This window comes from Albimonas donghaensis (assembly GCF_900106695.1).
GTDB classification, from domain to species: Bacteria; Pseudomonadota; Alphaproteobacteria; order Rhodobacterales; family Rhodobacteraceae; genus Albimonas; species Albimonas donghaensis.
Genome location: NZ_FNMZ01000005.1, coordinates 40,558 through 58,606 on the forward strand (window position 1 = coordinate 40,558; position 18,049 = coordinate 58,606).

The following is an 18,049-nucleotide window of genomic DNA, read 5'->3' on the forward strand; positions in this document are numbered from 1 at the left end:
TGGGCCCGTCCGCGCGCCCCGACGCAAGTCGCGCCGCGAGACGCCGACGGGGACCTGTCCCGCCCTGGCGCGGACGCCGGGGCGAGCCGCCCGCGCGGGGGGCCTTGGTTCGGCCGTAAGGATTGCGTATTGAATGGGAAAATCCGGCCGTCGCCACATGCGGCGGATCGGGGGAGGAACCGTCGCCGCGACAGGCCCCAACGGCCGCCGACGACGAAGACAGCCCGCGAAGTCGGGCGCGCAGGGAGGCGCGACTCAGCGATGAAGGAGGCGGACACCACGCTCGAGGCCGCGGCGGCGGCCGCGCCCGGCGACGCGACGCTGGAGGAGATGCGGATCGGCTTCTTCGCCCATGACGTCTCGCGCATGCGGCGCACCCTGTTCGACCAGCGCCTGAAGCCGCTGGGCATCACCCGCTCGCAATGGTGGGCGCTGGCGCAGCTGGCGCTGGGACAGGACGAATCCGACGGCCAGGGGCTGCTGCAGACCGAGCTCGCCCGCAGGCTCGACGTGGGCAAGGTGACGGTGGGCGGGCTGATCGACCGGCTGGAGCTGGGCGGTTTCGTGCAGCGCCGCCCCGACCGCGCCGACCGGCGCGCCAAGCGCATCGTCATCACCCCGGCGGGCCGCGATGTGCTGGACGAGATGCGCTTCATCGCGCGGGGGCTCAACGCCGAGGTGCTGGGCGGGGTGGCGCCCGAAGAGACCCGGGCCGCGCTGGCCGTGCTCGACCGCATGAAGCGCAACCTGCGCCGGATGCTCGACGAAGAGAAATAGGCTTTCGTCGCCGACGGGAAGTCCGGGCGACGCGGCGCGCTTGCCCGTTGCTGCGCTGCGTCGTAACTGAAGCCAATTCCGGCGTCGCGCCGGGACCGAAGACGAACCGCCGCGCGCAAGGCTCCGCGCCCGACGCGCGGCATGGGCGCCTGCGAACGGAGACCCGTGATGATCGACGATATCCTCAAACGCAATCAGGCCTGGTCGGAAGCCGTCCGCGCCAAGTCCCCGGACTTCTTCCCGCGCCTCGCCTCGCAGCAGACGCCGGAGTTCTTCTGGATCGGCTGCTCGGACAGCCGGGTGCCGGCGAACGTGGTGGCCGGGCTCGACCCGGGCGAGGTCTTCGTGCATCGCAACGTGGCCAACGTGATCCACAGCTCGGACATGAACATGCTGTCCACGCTGGAATTCGCGGTGAACGTGCTGAAGGTGCGCGAGGTGATGATCACCGGCCATTATGGCTGCGGCGGCGTGATCGCGGCCATGGACGGGGTGGCCGAGGGCCTGACCGAGCACTGGCTGGAACCCGTGCGCCGTCTGGCGCGGCGCCACCAGGAGGAGCTGGCCGGGATCACCGACCGGCATGAGCGCATCGACCGGCTCTGCGAACTGAACGTGCTGGACAGCGTCGCCCGGGTCGCCGAGACGCCGGTGATCCGCAGGGCCTGGGCGCGGGGTCAGGAGGTCAATCTCCACGGCCTGATCTACGGGCTGAAGGACGGCAAGCTGCGCGATCTGGACTGCTCGCTGCTGGCCAGGGACATGGGCCCGAAGGCCTGACCGGCCGGCCCTGATCGAAACGGGGGCGGCGCCGCGACCACCGCGGCGCCGCCTTCGCCCGGACGCCCGCGGCGCGGGGAACCGGGAGCGCCGGCGGCGCCGTCTCCCGCCCCTCGCTTTCGCGGCCCGCCCCCCCCGCCGCCCCCTTTCCCCCCGGCCCGCAGCGTCGGGACCGCGCGGGACGCAGGGGGTTGGAACGCGGCGTCATCCCTCCTAGGAGTCGGCTCCTCGCCCGCCCCGCCCCTGAGGAGGACCGCCCGATGCTGACCAATGACCGCCTTGCCGCCTGGGATCGGGAGAACTTCCTGCATCCCTCCACCGCCGCCGGCGCCCATGCCCGCGGCGAAGGCCCCCAGCGGATCGTCACCGGAGGCGAGGGCGTCTACATCACAGACCGCGAGGGCAAACGCTCCCTCGACGGGTTCGCCGGGCTCTACTGCGTGAACGTGGGCTACGGCCGCATGGAGGTGGCGGACGCCATCGCCGAGCAGGCCCGCAAGCTCGCCTACTACCACGCCTATGCCGGCCACGGCTCCGAGCCCGCCATCGAACTGGCCCAGATGGTGCTGGAGCGCGCGCCCGACCACATGTCGAAGGTCTATTTCGGCCTGTCCGGCTCAGACGCCAACGAGACCAACATCAAGCTGATCTGGTACGCCAACAACTGCGCCGGGCGGCCGGAGAAGAAGAAGATCATCTCGCGCTGGCGGGGCTATCACGGCTCGGGCCTGATGACCGGCTCGCTGACCGGGCTGCACCTGTTCCACAACGCCTTCGACCTGCCGCTGAGCCCGATCCTGCACACCGACGCGCCCTATTATCACCGCCGCGCCGACGGGACCCAGACCGAGGCCGAGTTCTCCGCCCAATGCGCCGCCAGCCTGGAGGCGCTGATCCTGGAGCAGGGGCCGGAGACCGTCGCCGCCTTCATCGGCGAGCCGATCCTGGGCACCGGCGGCATCGTGCCCCCGCCCGAGGGCTACTGGGCCGCGATCCAGGCGGTGCTCGACAAATACGACGTCATGCTGATCGCCGACGAGGTGGTCACCGGCTTCGGGCGGCTGGGGTCCATGTTCGGCTCCGAGCATTACGGGATGAAGCCCGATGTCATCACCATCGCCAAGGGGCTGACCTCGGCCTACGCGCCGCTGTCGGGCTCGATCCTGTCGGAGCGGATCTTCGAGATGATCACCAGGGGCACCGACGATCTCGGGCCGCTGGGGCATGGCTGGACCTACTCGGCGCATCCGCTGTGCGCGGCGGCGGGGGTGGCGAACCTGAAGCTGATCGATTCGCTCGGGCTGGTGGACAACGCGCGCGAGACCGGCGCCGCCTGGCAGGCCATGCTGAAATCCGCCTTCGACGGCCACCCGATCGTCGGCGAAGTGCGCGGCGAGGGCCTGATGGCGGCCGTGGAATTCGACGCGGACCCCGAAACCCGCACGCCCTTCGACGCCGGAGAGAAGGTCGGCGCCCGGATCGCGGCGGCGGCGCTGGAGCGCGGGCTGATCGCGCGGGCGATGCCGCAGGGGGATATCCTGGGGCTGGCGCCGCCGCTCTGCCTGACCGCGGTTGAAGCGGAAGAGATCGTCGGCATCGCCAGGGCCGCGGTCGACTCCGTGGCGGGTGAGCTGGGGCGACTCTGACTCGCGCATTGAGCGATTCCAGACACATGGCGATGACGGCGCGGGCCTGGCGGCCCGCGCCGTTCGCGTTTCAGCCCGCCTGCACGGCGGCGCGCGGTCGCGGCGCGGGCGCCTGCGCGCATTTCTTAATTTAAACGCACGTTCAGTTTAATACCTGTCCGCTTCGGCGCCGCAGCAAACTAACAAACGTCAGCCAACCGAACTGCTTGGGATGGCTCGCAATTCCTTTTTCCGACGAGACATATCAAGCATTGGCAAACGGCTGTTTTTTGCCGATGATTGCGCAAGAGAAGCCGCATTGACCCAAAAAACAAAAAGCGGCGCGAATTGATGCACGGGAGGAAACAATGCATCTGACCACGGCATTTTCAGCCGCGCGTAAAGGCTTTGGCCTGACGGCGGCTGCGACGGGCTTGGCGACGACGGGCCTGGCGGCGACGGGCACGGCCATGGCGCTGGCCCTGACCCTGGCCGCAGGGCTCGGCGCCGACCCCGCCGCCGCCCAGGTGAAGGGCGGCGTCCTGCGCGTGGCGCTGGAGACCGACGTGCGCGGCTTCGACACCGTGGAAGGCGGCGTCTTCGGCCAGACCGGCGAGATCGTGGCCCGCACCATCGAGGAGCCGCTGATCGGCTGGAACCCCGACACGAACGAACCCGAGCCCCTGCTCGCCGTGTCCTGGGAAGCCTCGGAGGACCAGAAGACCTGGACCTTCAAGCTCCGCGAGGGCGTGAAGTATCATGACGGCTCCGACTTCACCGCCGAGGACGTGGCCAAGCACTACAACCGCATTCTCGACCCGGCGATGAAGTCCCGCTCGCGCACCTTCATCGCCACCATCCAGAACGTGGAGGTGATCGACGACCTGACCGTCGCCTTCCACCTCGAGCATCCCTGGCAGGCGCTGCTGCCCTATCTCGCGACCACCTCGATGTCCGGGCCGATCCCGGCCTCCGAGGCCGTGGAGGCCGGGACCCAGAACCGCCACCCGATCGGCACCGGCCCCTTCAGGTTCGTGTCCTGGACCTCGGGCGACCGCATCGTGGTGGAGCGCTTCGAGGATTACTGGAACAAGGACGAGATCCACCTGGACGGCGTCGAATTCCGGATCCTGCCCGACACCCAGACCCGCTTCGCGTCGCTGAAATCGGGCGAGGTCGACGTGATGTGGACCGACCGCGGCCCCTCGATCGTGCAGGCCAAAGAGGACGACTCGCTGGTCACGCTCAGCACCGAGGGCGCGGGCTCGGCGATCAACCTGGTCAACACCCGCAACGCGCCGCTGGACGACATCCGGGTCCGACAGGCCATCGCGCATGCCTGGAACCAGGACGCGCTGGTCAAGATCTCCTGGCAGAACACCCGGCCGTCCGTCACCCATCCGCTGGGCGCGGTGAAGGACTGCGGCGACGCGGGCTATCTCGCCTACGATCCCAAGAAGGCCAAGGAACTGGTGGCCGACTACGGCGAGCCGATCCGGATCTCGATGATCCACACCGCCACCCCCCGCGGGCGTGAGCTGGGCGAGCTGATGCAGCAGATGCTCAAGCAGGTGGGGATCGAGCTGACGCTGGAACCGGTGGACCAGTCGACGCTGGTGTCGCGCACCTTCAAGCGCGACTTCGACCTGACCGGCTGGCGCATCGCCGACGGCGCCGACATGGGGCCGCAGATGTTCGCGCTGACCCGCTCGGACAGCTCCTACAACCTGACCGGCTGGTCCTCGCCCGAGATGGACGAGGTCGCGCTCGCGATGCGCACCGCGCTGACCATGGAGGAGCGGCTCGACAAGCAGTGCGAGATGGCCGAGCTGATCAACCAGTCGGGCTCCATGCACTATCGCGGCGGCGGGCGGTATCACGCCTTCACCACCCCCGAGGTGAAGAACGTGCCCGCCCCCTATCGCGGCGTGGTCGACGTGACCCGCGCCTGGATCGAGGAGTGATCCCGCCCCGGCCCGGCGGCGCCCCCGCAAGGCGGCGCCCGCCGGGCCGGGCCTGATCCCCGCGCCGCGCCGCTCCGCCCGGCGGCGCCCCGCGGAGAACGCAACGGCTTCGCCGTCGATCCGCCGACCGGCGCCGGCCGGTCCGCCCCCGCGTCCCCGCATACCGGAGCCCCGAGCGCCGTGAGATATCTGTTCCGACGATTCCAGCGCCTGGTCGTGGTGATGGTCTCCGTCACCTTCCTCACCTTCCTTCTGGTCAATGTCCTGCCCGGCGACGTGGCCTATGAGATGGCCGGCATGGACAGCTCCGAAGAGGAGGTCCAGGCCATCCGCGACGAGCTCGGGCTCGACCGCAACGTGGTGCTCCGCTATCTCGACTGGGCGGGCGGGATCCTCACCGGCGACTGGGGCGCCTCCTTCATCAACAAGGAGGAGGTCTGGCACGCGCTGGCCCAGCGTTTCCCGGTGTCGCTGGAGCTGATGCTGCTGGCCCAGCTGATCGCGCTCAGCCTCGCGGTGCCGATGGGGCTGATCTCGGCCTACCGGCCCGGGGGACGCGCGGACCGGGTGATCGGCACGCTGGCCTTCGCCTCGGTGTCGATGCCCAGCTTCATGACCGCGATCCTGCTGATCTTCTTCTTCTCGCTGCATCTGGGCTGGCTGCCCGCCACGGGTTACGAGCCGCTGTCCGCGGGCCTGTGGGAGAACCTGCGCCCGATGATCCTGCCGGCGCTGGCGCTCGGCCTCGTGGAATGGACGGTGCTGATGCGCACCCTGCGCGCCGAGATGATCGGCGTGCTGCAGGAGAACTACATCGCGCTGGCCCGCGCCAAGGGCATGTCCGACGCCCGCATCCTGCTGGTCCACGCGCTGCGGCCCTCGTCCTTCTCGATGATCACGCTGCTGGGGCTTCAGGTCGGGCGGCTGATGGGCGGCTCGATCATCATCGAGCAGATCTTCGGCATCCCCGGCATAGGGCGACTGCTGGTGCACGCGGTCAACACCCGGGATTTCATCATGATCCAGGGCTGCGTGACCCTTTTCGCCATCGCTTTCGTGACCGCCAATTTCCTCGTGGACATCGCCTACGCCTGGCTGGATCCGCGGGTCAGACTGGAGCGCGCCCGTGGCTGACATCACTCCCGACCGGCTCGAAGGGTCAAGCGCCGGGGCGCCGGACGACAACGCCGACGCCATCGCCTCGCACAACCGCAAGAACCGCCTGGGCCTGGGCTTCTGGATCCCGCTGGCCTGGCTGGCGGTGGTCGTGGCGGCGGCGGTCTTCGCGGATTTCCTCGGCCTGTTCCCGGCCGACGAGATCGACTGGATGCACATCAACGAGGGCCCCAACGACGCCCACATCCTGGGCACCGACCACCTGGGCCGGGACATGCTCAGCCGCATCATCTACGGCGCGCGGGTGTCGCTGACCGTGGGCTTCGCCGCGCCGCTGATCGGGGTGGGGCTGGGATTGGTGCTCGGCATCCTCGCCGGCTACTACAAGGGCTGGGTCGACGAGGTCATCGGCATCGCCATCGACACCTGGCTGGCGATCCCGGGGCTGGTGATCCTGCTGCTGTTCTCGGTGGTGTTCGGCGGCTCGCTGGGCATGGTCTGCCTGTCGCTGGGGCTGCTCTTCATCCCCACCGCGGCGCGGATCACGCGGGCGGCGACGCTCAACCATTCCAACCGGGAATTCGTGCTGGCGGCGCGGGCCATGGGGGCGTCGGACTTCCGCATCCTGACCGTCGAGGTCCTGCCCAACATCATCTGGCCGCTGATCGCCTTCGTGCTGATCGACATCCCCATCGCCATCGTGATCGAGGGCGCGCTGTCCTTCCTCGGCCTGTCGGTGAAGGCGCCCACCCCGTCCTGGGGCGGGGTCATCGCCGAGGGGCGCGAGCACCTGGAGGGCTCGCCGCATATCTCGCTGATCCCCACGGCGGTGATGTTCATGACGGTGCTGAGCTTCAACCTGGTCGGCGACGCCATCCGCAAGCGTCTCGCCGACGTGCGCGACGGCGCGATCTGAGGGGGACGTGACCATGAGCGAACCGCTTCTGACGGTCGAGAACCAGCGCACCGCCTTCGCCACCGGCCGCGGCCTGGTGCGGGCCGTGGACGGGGTCAGCTTCACGCTGGAGCGTGGCCGGACCCTGGGCGTGGTGGGGGAGAGCGGCTCGGGCAAATCCGTGCTGTCGCGCTCCATCATGCGGCTGCTGCCGCCCAACGCCCGGTCCTCGGGCGAGGTGCGGCTGGGCGGGCGCGACCTGACCGCGATGTCCGAAAAGGCGCTGAGGGCGCTGCGCGGGCCCGAGATCTCCATCGTGTTCCAGGACCCGATGACCTCGCTGAACCCGGTGATGACCATCGGCGCCCAGATCGGGGAGGTGCTGACCCGCCATCTCGGCATGTCGCGCAAGGCGGCCAAGGCAAGGTCGGTGGAGCTTCTGGCCTCCGTCGGCCTGCCGCAACCGGACGTGCGGGTGGACCAGCACCCTCACCAGCTTTCGGGCGGGATGCGCCAGCGCGTGGCCATCGCCATCGCCATCGCCTGCGAACCCGCCCTGCTGATCGCCGACGAGCCGACCACCGCGCTCGACGTGACCGTGCAGGCCGAGATCCTCGACCTGCTCGCCCGCCAGCAGGCGGAGCGGAACATGGCCATGATCCTCATCACCCACGACATGGGCGTGGTGGCGGGGCGCTGCGACGACGTGGCGGTGATGTATGCCGGCCGGATCGTCGAGCAGGCCTCGACCGAGGATCTCTTCCGCGACACCCGGATGCCCTACACCTCGGCGCTGCTGGCCTCGATCCCGCGGCTGGACGACCCGCCCCATCGCAAGCTGGAGGCGATCGCCGGGCGGCCGCCGGACCTGATCCACCCGCCGGCGGGCTGCGCCTTCTCGCCCCGCTGCCGCTACGCCGACGACCTGTGCCGCTCGCAGCCGCCCGCGCTGGAAGACGCCGGGCGGGGCCACCGCTTCGCCTGCTGGCGACCCATGACGATGGAGGCCGCGGAATGACCGTTCAGGAGCGGATCCGAGAGGATCACGCCGCCCCCGCCGGGGCGTTTCTCGACGTGCGCGACATGGTGGTGGAGTATCCGCTGGCCGGGGGGGCGAAGGTCCACGCGGTCTCCGGCATCTCCTTCCAGGTGGCGAAGGGGGAGACGCTGGGCCTGGTGGGGGAGTCCGGCTGCGGCAAGTCCTCCGCCGCCCGGGCGGTGCTGCAACTGCCCCGCCCCACCTCCGGCGCCGTGCGGCTGGGGGAGGAGGAGCTGACCCATCTGCGCGGCGCCGCCCTGCAACGCGCGCGGCGGCGGTTCCAGATGATCTTCCAGGACCCCATCGCCTCGCTCAACCCCCGGCGGCGGATCCGGGATATCGTCGCCGCGCCCCTGGAAATCGTGGGAGAGGGCGACCGCGCGGCCCGCTACAAGCGGGTGGCCGAGATGCTGGACCTTGTGGGCCTGAACGCCGACCAGGCGATGGAACGGCGCCCGCACGAGTTCTCGGGCGGGCAGTGCCAGCGCATCTCCATCGCCCGCGCCCTGATCCTGCGGCCGGACCTGCTGGTCTGCGACGAACCCGTCTCGGCGCTCGACGTGTCGGTGCAGGCGCAGATCCTCAACCTGCTGGAGGATCTCAAGCATCGCTTCGGGCTGACCCTGCTGTTCATCAGCCACGATCTGGCGGTGGTGAAGCATGTCTCCGACCGGGTGGCGGTGATGTATCTGGGCATGATGTGCGAGACGGCGGACGCCCAGTCCATCTACCGCCGTCCCGCGCATCCCTACACCCGCACCCTGCTGAGCGCCGCGCCCGAGCCCGATCCGGGCAGGAAGCCGGCGCCGCTGGACATGCTGGCCGGAGAGCTGCCGAGCCCGGTGAACCCGCCCTCCGGCTGCCGCTTCCGCACCCGCTGCCCGATGGCCCAGGCGCGCTGCGCGGCGGAGGTCCCGCAAATGCGCCGGCTCGCGCCGGGGCATGCGGTGGCCTGCCATTTCCCGCTGCAGTGACCCTTGTGTGAAATTCCGGAGGCGGACTGGACGTCCGCCCCCGCTCGCCTAGCTGACTCCCCCGGGGCGCCCATCGCGCCCCGGAGCGGAAGGAGGCGAAGCGACATGCGCGACGGAGCCGCGGAGGAACGGGAGACGGACGACCGCGAGGAGGAGACGTCGCTGGCCGACGTCATCGACCGTCTCGCCGAGACCGGAGAGGGCGACGGCGCCGGCGACGAGAACGGCGACGAGGGCGGCGACGAGGGCGGCGACGGGGACGAGAACGGGGGCGGCGAGGTCACGGTCAACGCCCTGCTCGACACTTTCGCCGACCGCTCTCTCGGGGTGCTGCTGACCGCGCTGGGCTTCATCGCGGCGTTGCCGATCATCGGCGACATTCCCGGCGTGTCGGCGCTGACCGGCGCGTTGATCCTGCTGGCCCTGACCCGGCATGCGGTCGCAGGCGGATCTTTGCGCCTGCCCGGGCGGCTGGGTCGCCGGTCGGTGACGCGGGCGAAGATGCGCAGGGCGCTGGACCGCGTCCGGCCCTGGGCCGCGCGGGTGGACCGGGTGCTCAAGCCCCGGCTGACGCGGCTGACCACGGGGGGGCCGGCGCGGACCGCGCTCGCGGTCACCGCCGGGATCATGGCGATCTGCTTCTTCCCGCTGATCTTCGTGCCCTTCGGGGTGAAGGCGCCGTCGCTCGCCGTGCTGGCGCTCGGCCTCGCGCGGATGACCCGGGACGGCTACGCCGCCGTTCTGGGCTACGCTCTGGCGCTCGCCACGCTGGGCGTGCTGTGGGGCGGGTTCGGGCTGATCTCCTCCGCGCTGGGCTGACGCGCCGGGGCGGGGTTGGGGAAGCGCGGGGCCGGGAAAGCGCGGGGCCGGGGAAAAGGCGGGGGGCGGAGCGCGGCGGGTTCGCACCCGCCCTACGGCCTCCCCCCGGACCGGGGCGTCAGGCGCGCGACGGCGCCTCCGCCCCCTGCCCGGCCGGCGCGAAGTCGAACCCTCGCCAGTCCTCGGCCGCCGCGGCTTCGACCCGGCGACGATAGGCGTCGACGCCGAGATAGGGCATGAACACCCGCGGCTTGCCGGGCACGTTGGCGCCCATGTACCAGGACGCGGCGCGGGGATAGAGCGTCTGCGCCGCGACCTCTCCGCAATGTGCGACCCAGGCGTCCTCGGCCTCCCGGTCCGCGGCCACCACCGCGCCCTGCCGGGCGTTCGCGGCCTCGATCAGCCGGCCGATCAGCTCCACGTGATATTCGATGGAAACGATCATGTTCGACAGGACCGAGGGGCTGCCCGGCCCGGTGATGGTGAACATGTTCGGGAACCCCGCCAGCGCTAGGCCGAGATAGGCCCGCGGCCCCTCCGCCCATTTGTCGGCGATGCGGACGCCGCCCTCGCCCCGGATGTCGATGGCCAGGATCGCCCCGGTCATCGCGTCGAAGCCGGTGGCGCAGACGATGGCGTCGAAGGGCGTTTCGCCCTCGGTGGTGCGGACGCCCGCCGGCGTGATCGCCTCGATCGGCGTCCGGCGCAGGTTCACCAGCGAGACGTTGGGGCGGTTGAAGGTCTCGAAATAGCCGGTGTCCACGCAGATGCGCTTGGTGAAGATCGGGTAGTCGGTCGGGCACAGGTCCTCGGCCGTCTCGGGGTCCTTCACGATCGCCCGCACCCGGTCGCGCACATAGTCCGCCACGCGGGCATTGGCATCCTCGTCCACCATCACGTCGGTGAAGGCGGCGCGGAAGTTGGGCCCGCCGACGATCCACCGGCGGTCCATCTCCTTGCGGAAGGCGTCCTCGTCCACCGTCAGCGCCTCGCCGATCGGGGGCTCGTAGAGGATGCCTCCGGGCGCCTGCTCGCGCGCGAAGCGGCGGCGTTCCTCGTAATGCGCCTGCCAGTCGGCGAAATCCGCATCCTCCAGCGGGCGGTTGGAGGCGGGGATCGAGTAGTTGGGCGTGCGCTGGAAGACGGTGAGGCCGGCCGCCTGTCGGGCGATCTCCGGGATCGCCTGGATGCCCGACGACCCGGTGCCGATCACCGCCACCGACTTGCCGGCGAAGTCCACGCCCTCATGCGGCCAGTCGCCGGTGTGGAAGACCGGGCCCGCGAAGTCGTCGATCCCCGGGATTTCCGGCTTCTTGGCGGCGGAGAGGCAGCCGGTGGCGAGGATCAGCCAGGTCGCCTCGGCCTCGGCCGTGCGGCCGCCGCAGGAGGTCCGCACCCGCCAGACCGCGCGGGCCGCGTCCCATTCGGCGGCCTCCACACGGGTCTCGAAGCGGATGTCGCGGGTCAGGTCGAAGCGGTCCGCCACGTGATTCGCGTAGGCGAGGATCTCGGGCTGGGAGGCGTAGCGTTCGGTCCAGCGCCACTCCTTCTGCAGCGCGGCGTCCCAGGAATAGGAATACTGCATGGATTCCACGTCGCAGCGCGCGCCCGGATAGCGGTTCCAGAACCAGGTGCCGCCGACGCCGGTTCCGGTCTCGAACGCCACGGCGCGCAGGCCCATGCCGCGCAGGCTGTGGAGCATGTGCATGCCGCCGAAGCCGGCCCCGACGACGATGGCGTCGAAGAGCTCGGGTTGGGTTGCGGTATCGCCGTTGCGGGTCATGGGGATCCTCCCTTTTGGGCGACCGGTTGAGGCCGGTCTCGCGTCTCGCGCGCGTCAGGGGGCATGGTGGGCGCATTTAATCGCGCGATCAATCCCGTCCGGCAGCCTTATGTTCATCGCGCGAATAAACCCCTTTCCCCGCGCCCGTCCGGGGGGGCATCATGGGTCAACGTCCGTGACCGTCCGGCCCTTCCCCGGGGCCAGGCCGCGGATGAGCCAAGAGGCGCCGACCCCATGCGCGCCCGCTCTTTGGGAGGAACGACCATGCCGCTCGACCCTTTCGTCACCGTGATGCTCGAACGCACCCGCGACCTGCCCGCGATCTCCGACGGCAGCCCCGATGACGCCCGCGCCCTGATCGCCGCCGGGCGCGAGGGCATCGGGACCGGCCCCGAGATGGCCGAGACCCGCGACTTCGCCCTGCCCACCCGCTCGGGCTCGATCCCCGCCCGCCTGCATGTGCCGAAGGGCGAGGTGAAGGGGCTGCTGGTCTACCTGCATGGCGGGGGCTGGGTGATCGGGAACATCGACGATTTCGACACGCTGGGCCGCGCGCTGGCGGCGCGGTCGGGCTGCGCGGTGCTGCTGCCCGACTACCGGCTGGCGCCTGAAAGCCCCTTCCCCGGCCCGGTGGAGGATTGCGAGGACGCGGTGCTCTGGGCCCTCGAAGCGGCGGGAGAGGAGTTCGGCGGCGCGCCGGTCGCTGTCGCCGGCGACAGCGCCGGCGGGAACCTCGCCACGGTCGTCGCGCGGCGGCTTCTGGGCCAGGGGCCGATCGTGTTCCAGGGGCTGGTCTACCCGGTCACGGATTACGATTTCTCGCGCCCCTCCTACGCCGCGCACGCCGAGGGCTTTCCCCTGCTGGGCCGGGACATGCCGTGGTTCTTCGACCATTACCTGCAGGGCGCCGACCCGAAGCAGCCGGACGTGAGCCCGCTGCACGCGGACCTGACCGGCCTGCCCCCGGCGCTGGTGATCACGGCGGGTTACGACGTGCTGCTGGACGAAGGGCTGGCCTATGCCGACGCGCTGGAGGCCGCCGGCGTGCCGGTGACCCGCCGCCACGCGCCCGGCATGATCCACGGCTTCATCCGCATCCACAATCTGTGCGAGGCCGCGCGGCTTGAGGTCGAGGCCCTGGCCGACGCCACGCGCGAGGCCTGCGAGGCCGCCCGCGCCCCGGCCTGAGGCCCCCACGAAAAAGGGCGGCGCGTCCGGCGCGCCGCCCCCGGCGGGCCCGCCCGCTCAATCCCCGAGCGCCCGTTCGATCGCCAGTCCCTGCAGCTTCGCCGAGGCCAGAAGCCTCCCCCGGTCGTGGCCGGCAACCGCCGCGGCGGATAGTCCGGCCATGCAGGTGGAGATGTAGTCCGTCAGGCGCCCGGCCTCCTCCCGGCGATGGTCGGCGATATAGGCGTGGATCACGGCTTCGGCCGCCTGGCGCCGGGCGAGGGCCGCCGCCCGCGCCGCCTCGTCGTTGCTGCGCAGGCCCTCGAGCACCATGCAGCCCGACATGTCAGGATCGGCCGTGTAGCTGCGCGCGGCCTCCACCAGCACCTCGGACAGCGCCTCGGCCAACGGACGCCCCGGGCGAAGGATCCGGTCGAGCGGAACCGCCCCGATCTCGGAATAGCGGCCAAGCACGCGGTCGAACAGGTCGAACTTGCTGCCGAACGCCGCGTAGAGGCTGGGCAGGTTGATGCCCAGCGCCCGCGTCAGATCCCCGACGCTGACCGCATCGTAGCCCCGCGCGTGAAACAGCCGCTGGGCGGAAGCCGCGGCATCGGAGCCGCGATCGTGCGAAGGTTCGCGGCCGAAGGCGCCAAGGTGCGCTTCACCTATTCCGGCTCGCCCGACGCGGCCGAGGCGCTGTCGCAGGAAACCGGCGCCCTCGCGGAGCGCACAGACAGCGCCGACCGCGAGGCCGTGATCGCGCGGGTGCGCGACAGCGGTCCGCTGGATGTGCTGGTGGTCAGCGCCGGCATCGGCGTTTTCGGCGACGCGCTGGACCAGGACCCCGACGCCATCGATCGCCTTCTGCGCATCAACGTGCACGCGCCCTACCACGCCTCGGTCGAGGCGGCGCGCCGGATGCCCGATGGCGGCCGGATCATCCTGATCGGCTCGGTCAACGGCGACCGGATGCCGTTCGCGGGCATGGCCTCCTACGCGATGAGCAAGTCGGCGCTGCAGGGGCTCGCCCGCGGGCTGGCGCGCGATTTCGGACCGCGCGGCATCACCGTCAACGTGGTGCAGCCGGGGCCGATCGACACCGACGCCAACCCGGCCGAAGGCCCGATGAAGGACCTGATGCACGGCTTCATGGCCCTGAAGCGCCACGGCCGGCCCGAAGAGGTCGCGGGCATGGTCGCCTGGCTGGCCGGCCCGGAAGCCGGCTTCGTCACCGGCGCGATGCACACCATCGACGGCGCCTTCGGGGCCTGACCGCAGGGCGCGGCCCGACGCCCACGCCGAGAGGGCGGGGGCGGGGGCGGGGGCGTCGGGCCGGGCTCGCGCCCTGGAAACGCCCGGTCCGGGATCGCCTCAGCGCTTCGCCTTGTCCTCGGCGTTCTTGGACTTGGCGACCCCGCGGGCCTTCTCCCAGTCCGCGTCCTCCCACTCGCGCAGCTTGTAGGAGGCGACGCCGGCGGCGTTGGTCTGGCCGCCGTCCATGTAGAGCGTCTCGCCGTTGATCCAGGCGGAGCCCGGCCCCAGCAGGAAGGCGGCGAGGCTGCCGATATCCTCCAGCGTGCCGGCCCGGCCCAGCGGGTTGATCGCGGCGGTCGCGGCGCCCGGCTTCTCGCCCGGCCGCAGGCGCGCCAGCATCCCCTCGGTCGGGATCTCTCCCGGCGCGATGGCGTTGAGCCGGATGCCATGGCCGCCCCACTCGGAGGCGAGCGATTTCGTCATGCTCTCGATCGCCGCCTTGCCCATGGTCGAGGGCGTGGAGAACGGCGCGCCCGAGCGCAGGCGGGTCGAGAGGATGGAGATCACCGCCCCGCCGGTCCCGCCCTTGATCCAGCGTTTCCCCACCGCGTGGGTCACCAGGAAGGTGCCGCGCATGGTGATCCCGGTCACCGCGTCCACGGCGCGGATCGAGAGATCCTCGGTGCGCGAGATGAAATTGGCGCCGGCGTTGTTGACCAGCCCGGTCAGCGGCCCGTCGGCGAAGGCGGCGTCCATCGCCGCCTCCACCGCGTCCGGATCGCGGATGTCGAGCGGCAGGGCGGTGGCCCGGCCCCCGGCCTCCCGGATGGCGGCGGCGGTCTCTTCCAGCAGGGCGGCGCGGCGGCCGCACAGGATGACCTCCGCCCCCAGCCCCGCCAGCCGGGTCGCCATGGCCCGGCCGAGGCCGGAGCCCCCGCCGGTCACCAGGATGCGGGCCCCGTCGAAGAGGCCCGCGCGATAGATCGGATCGGTCATTGAACCCTCAGAAGATCGTGTAGCCGCCGTCGATCGTGAAGGTCTGGCCGGTGTGATAGCTGCTCAGATCCGACAGCAGATAGGCCGCGAGCCCGCCGAAATCCTCCGGCTGACCGAAGCGGCGCACGGGGATGCGCTTGCCGACATTGGTCAGGAACTTGTCGTTGGACATGGCCTTGGCGGTCATGTCGGTCACGATATAGCCCGGCAGGATGTTGTTGGCGGTGATCCCGTAGCGGGCGAGCTCCACCGCGATGGCGCGCATCATGCCGTTCAGCGCGGCCTTGGAGGCGCCGTAGTGCTCGTTGAACGCGGCCCCGTCGACCGAGGCGACCGAGGAGGTGGCGATCAGACGCCCGCCCGGATCGCCGTTCTTGGCGCGCTCGACCATGTGGTCGCCGGCGAGCCGGAAGGACTTCACCACGCCGTCGAGGTTGACCGCGAACAGGTCGCGCCATTCCTGGTCGGTCCGGTCCAGGAAGCCGGTGCGGCCGCTGGAGCCGGAGACGCCGGAATTGGCGTAGAGCCCGTCGACGCGGCCGAATTTCTTCAGCGTGTCGGCCATGGCCTGGTCCTGGCTGGCAGGGTCGAGCACGTCGACCGGAAAGGCCGCGACTTCGCCGCCGCCCAGCGCCACGGCTTCGGCCACGGCCTTCTCGTTCTTCTCCGGGTTGCGGCCCCAGATGGCGACCGAGGCCCCGGCCTGCGCCATGGTCTTCACCATGCCCAGGCCGATGCCGCCATTGCCGCCGGTGACCACGGCCACCTTGCCGGTCAGATCGAACGGGTTCTTCACGGTCATGCGTTCACTCCCTGTTTCTTCCGGGCTTCGGCCCAGTATTCGTCCTTGAGGAGCCGCTTCATCAGCTTGCCCGTCGCGGTGCGCGGCAGGTCTTCGCGGAAGTCGATGCTCCGGGGCGCCTTGATATGCGACAGCCGCTCGCGAAGCCACCCGATAAGTTCGGCGGCCTTATCATCCGAGGCCGCGGAGGCGTCCGAGAGCTGCACGACGGCTTTCACCGCCTCGCCCATCTCCTCGTCCGGCACGCCGAAAACGGCGCAGTCGGCGACCTCGGGATGGCAGACCAGCAGGTCCTCGGCCTCCTGCGGGTAGATGTTCACCCCGCCGGAGATGATGGTGTAGGCGGCGCGGTCGGTCAGGAACAGGAAGCCGCGCTCATTGACGTAGCCGACATCGCCCAGCGTGCCGCAGCCGGGGCGCAGGAACGCCTTCTTCGACTTCTCGGGGTCGCCGAAATACTCGAAGTCGATGCCGGTATCGAAATAGACGTCGCCGATCTCGCCGGCCGGCAGTTCGTTCCCGTCCGGGTCCGCGATGAAGATGCGCCCGGTGATCGTGGCGCCGACGGTGCCGGGATTCTCCAGCCACTGCTCGGCGGTGGCGACGGTGCCGCCATTGGCCTCGGTGCCGGCGTAGTATTCCAGCAGCACCGGCCCCCACCAGTCGATCATGCGCTGCTTGATCTCCCTGGGACAGGGGGCGGCGGCATGGATCGCCATCCTGATGGAGGAGACGTCGTAGGCGGCGCGCACCTCCTCCGGCAGCTTGAGCATGCGCACGAACATGGTGGGCACGAGCTGGGAGTGGGTGACGCTCCATTTCTGGACCGCGGCGAGATAGGCCTCGGGGTCGAATTTCTCCATGATCACGCAGGTCGCGCCGAGATTGGCCATGGTCAGGCAGAAGCGCAGCGGGGCGGCGTGGTAGAGCGGCGCGGGCGAGAGATAGACGCTGGCCTCATCGACCTGCGAATGATGCTCGATCAGCAGGCTCAGCATCGGGTGGATCCACTCGATGGGATTGGCCTCGAACGCCTTGGTGATGCCCTTGGGGCGCCCCGTGGTGCCCGACGAATAGAGCATGTCCATGCCGGCGAATTCGTCGGCGACGGGCTCCGCCGGCTGGGCGGCGGTCAGCTCGTCCCAGCTGGCGTAGCCGGGGGCGACGGCGCCGACCATCAGGCAGCGCGCGTCGCCGGCCTGGGCGAGGTAGTCCGGCCCCTTGTCGCGATAGGCGTCCGAGGCGATGAACACCTTGGCCCCGCAATCGCGGATGATGTAGCCGGCTTCGTCGGGCCCGAGGTAACGGCTGACGGCCGTGTAGATCACCCCGGCGCGATGCGCGGCCCAGATGATCTCGATGAACTCCAGCCGGTTCTCCATCAGCAGGGCGATGTGGTCGCCGGGCCCGACTCCCAGCGCGCGCAGGGCCTGCGCGCCCCGATTCGACCGGGCGTCGAGCTGGGCGTAGGTCATGGTCTCGCCGGAACCGGCCATGACATAGGCGATCTTGTCCGGCGTGCGGCGCGCGTGGCACGAGGGGTGCTTCATCCTCTTCCTCCCTTTTTGTCGTTGACGGGCGGAAGCCAGGTCCGCTCGGGCCGGCGGTCTCGAGATGAGCCCCGGCCAAACTCCGGGCGCGCCTCTGCGGGCGGTCCCGTTTTCGGGTTAATCAAGCCATTAATTTCTGCGGAGGTCCATCCATAACCGCCGTTGCTTCAGGCCCCTGCGACGAATAGGTTGGCCCCGGCCGCCCCGGAAAGCCGCGAGGTTCCCAGGGACGGCGCGAAAATGGTCGGATGCAATGCACGTCCGACCGGGAGGAAGCGCCGATCCGCCGGCCCTGATCCGGTGGCGTGCCCCCGCGGGCGGAGCTGCGGTCAACAAACGGCTTCGCCTGCGGTCATGCCCGGCATGGACCGGCCGAACTGCGACCAATTCCGCAATGCGGTATTCATCGGTCAATTAACGACTTGAATCCCCCCCCGCCCGGCGGCAATCTCCCCCGCGATCCCCGGCGGGCGCCTCCGCGCGCCCCGCCCAAGGCGTATCCCCG

The 18,049-nt window shown here is 70.4% G+C and carries 16 protein-coding genes and 1 pseudogene; 11 read left to right on the plus strand and 6 right to left on the minus strand.

The genetic code is table 11. The features are described from left to right. The first annotated feature begins 261 nt into the window (after positions 1-261). The 9 genes from BLV24_RS14400 to BLV24_RS14440 all read left to right on the plus strand — a co-directional run bounded on the left by BLV24_RS14400 (position 262) and on the right by BLV24_RS14440 (position 9,989). Entirely contained in the window at positions 262-777 is a 516-nt protein-coding gene (locus tag BLV24_RS14400) for a MarR family winged helix-turn-helix transcriptional regulator (RefSeq protein WP_092682997.1), read from the plus strand. Positions 778-945: 168 nt separating this feature from the next. Then, positions 946-1,557 (plus strand): carbonic anhydrase, encoded by a 612-nt coding sequence (locus BLV24_RS14405; protein WP_092682999.1) that lies wholly within the window; start codon positions 946-948, stop codon positions 1,555-1,557. 260 nt (positions 1,558-1,817) lie between these two features. Beyond that, entirely contained in the window at positions 1,818-3,203 is a 1,386-nt protein-coding gene (locus BLV24_RS14410; RefSeq protein WP_092683001.1) for an aminotransferase, read from the plus strand. A gap of 413 nt (positions 3,204-3,616) precedes the next feature. After that, positions 3,617-5,146, plus strand: a complete 1,530-nt coding sequence (locus BLV24_RS14415) for an ABC transporter substrate-binding protein (RefSeq protein WP_143040321.1) — start codon at positions 3,617-3,619, stop codon at positions 5,144-5,146. 180 nt (positions 5,147-5,326) lie between these two features. Beyond that, the gene (locus BLV24_RS14420; protein ID WP_218133431.1) at positions 5,327-6,280 is read left to right on the plus strand and encodes an ABC transporter permease; all 954 of its coding nucleotides are present in this window, start codon (positions 5,327-5,329) and stop codon (positions 6,278-6,280) included. Beyond that, the gene (locus tag BLV24_RS14425; protein ID WP_092683005.1) at positions 6,273-7,178 is read left to right on the plus strand and encodes an ABC transporter permease; all 906 of its coding nucleotides are present in this window, start codon (positions 6,273-6,275) and stop codon (positions 7,176-7,178) included. Before BLV24_RS14420 ends, BLV24_RS14425 begins: the two co-directional genes overlap by 8 nt. A 13-nt stretch (positions 7,179-7,191) precedes the next feature. Beyond that, positions 7,192-8,175 (plus strand): ABC transporter ATP-binding protein, encoded by a 984-nt coding sequence (locus tag BLV24_RS14430; protein WP_092683379.1) that lies wholly within the window; start codon positions 7,192-7,194, stop codon positions 8,173-8,175. Then, complete coding sequence (locus tag BLV24_RS14435; RefSeq protein ID WP_092683007.1) at positions 8,172-9,170, plus strand: ABC transporter ATP-binding protein; 999 nt, start codon at positions 8,172-8,174, stop codon at positions 9,168-9,170. The genes BLV24_RS14430 and BLV24_RS14435 overlap by 4 nt, the downstream gene beginning before the upstream one ends. A 105-nt stretch (positions 9,171-9,275) precedes the next feature. Beyond that, positions 9,276-9,989 (plus strand): exopolysaccharide biosynthesis protein, encoded by a 714-nt coding sequence (locus BLV24_RS14440; RefSeq protein ID WP_092683009.1) that lies wholly within the window; start codon positions 9,276-9,278, stop codon positions 9,987-9,989. Between the two features lie 118 nt (positions 9,990-10,107). Here BLV24_RS14440 and BLV24_RS14445 read toward each other — a convergent pair whose 3' ends face one another. Continuing rightward, positions 10,108-11,772, minus strand: a complete 1,665-nt coding sequence (locus tag BLV24_RS14445) for a flavin-containing monooxygenase (protein ID WP_092683011.1) — start codon at positions 11,770-11,772, stop codon at positions 10,108-10,110. Positions 11,773-12,036: 264 nt separating this feature from the next. Here BLV24_RS14445 and BLV24_RS14450 point away from each other — a divergent pair, with 264 nt between their 5' ends. Then, positions 12,037-12,960: an alpha/beta hydrolase gene (locus BLV24_RS14450; protein WP_218133433.1), complete on the plus strand. Its 924-nt coding sequence runs from the start codon at positions 12,037-12,039 to the stop codon at positions 12,958-12,960. A 57-nt stretch (positions 12,961-13,017) separates the two neighbouring features. On the opposite strand, the gene BLV24_RS14455 is transcribed toward BLV24_RS14450, so the two are convergent. Then, the gene (locus BLV24_RS14455) at positions 13,018-13,413 is read right to left on the minus strand and encodes a hypothetical protein (RefSeq protein ID WP_218133434.1); all 396 of its coding nucleotides are present in this window, start codon (positions 13,411-13,413) and stop codon (positions 13,018-13,020) included. Positions 13,414-13,422: 9 nt separating this feature from the next. Then, positions 13,423-13,611 (minus strand): annotated as a pseudogene (locus tag BLV24_RS22610) (helix-turn-helix domain-containing protein); the annotation flags it as partial. Between BLV24_RS22610 and bdcA the strand changes: the two are divergent. Beyond that, a complete protein-coding gene (gene bdcA, locus BLV24_RS14460; protein ID WP_425426099.1) occupies positions 13,522-14,214 on the plus strand; it encodes an SDR family oxidoreductase in 693 nt (230 codons plus the stop codon). The pseudogene BLV24_RS22610 and the gene bdcA overlap by 90 nt on opposite strands. 99 nt (positions 14,215-14,313) lie before the next feature. On the opposite strand, the gene BLV24_RS14465 is transcribed toward bdcA, so the two are convergent. The 3 genes from BLV24_RS14465 to BLV24_RS14475 are packed head-to-tail and all read right to left on the minus strand — an operon-like array spanning position 14,314 to position 17,544. After that, the gene (locus BLV24_RS14465; protein WP_092683013.1) at positions 14,314-15,192 is read right to left on the minus strand and encodes an SDR family oxidoreductase; all 879 of its coding nucleotides are present in this window, start codon (positions 15,190-15,192) and stop codon (positions 14,314-14,316) included. A gap of 7 nt (positions 15,193-15,199) precedes the next feature. Then, a complete protein-coding gene (locus tag BLV24_RS14470; protein WP_092683015.1) occupies positions 15,200-15,994 on the minus strand; it encodes an SDR family NAD(P)-dependent oxidoreductase in 795 nt (264 codons plus the stop codon). Next, positions 15,991-17,544: an acyl-CoA synthetase gene (locus BLV24_RS14475; protein WP_092683017.1), complete on the minus strand. Its 1,554-nt coding sequence runs from the start codon at positions 17,542-17,544 to the stop codon at positions 15,991-15,993. Before BLV24_RS14475 ends, BLV24_RS14470 begins: the two co-directional genes overlap by 4 nt. Positions 17,545-18,049: the final 505 nt, after the last annotated feature.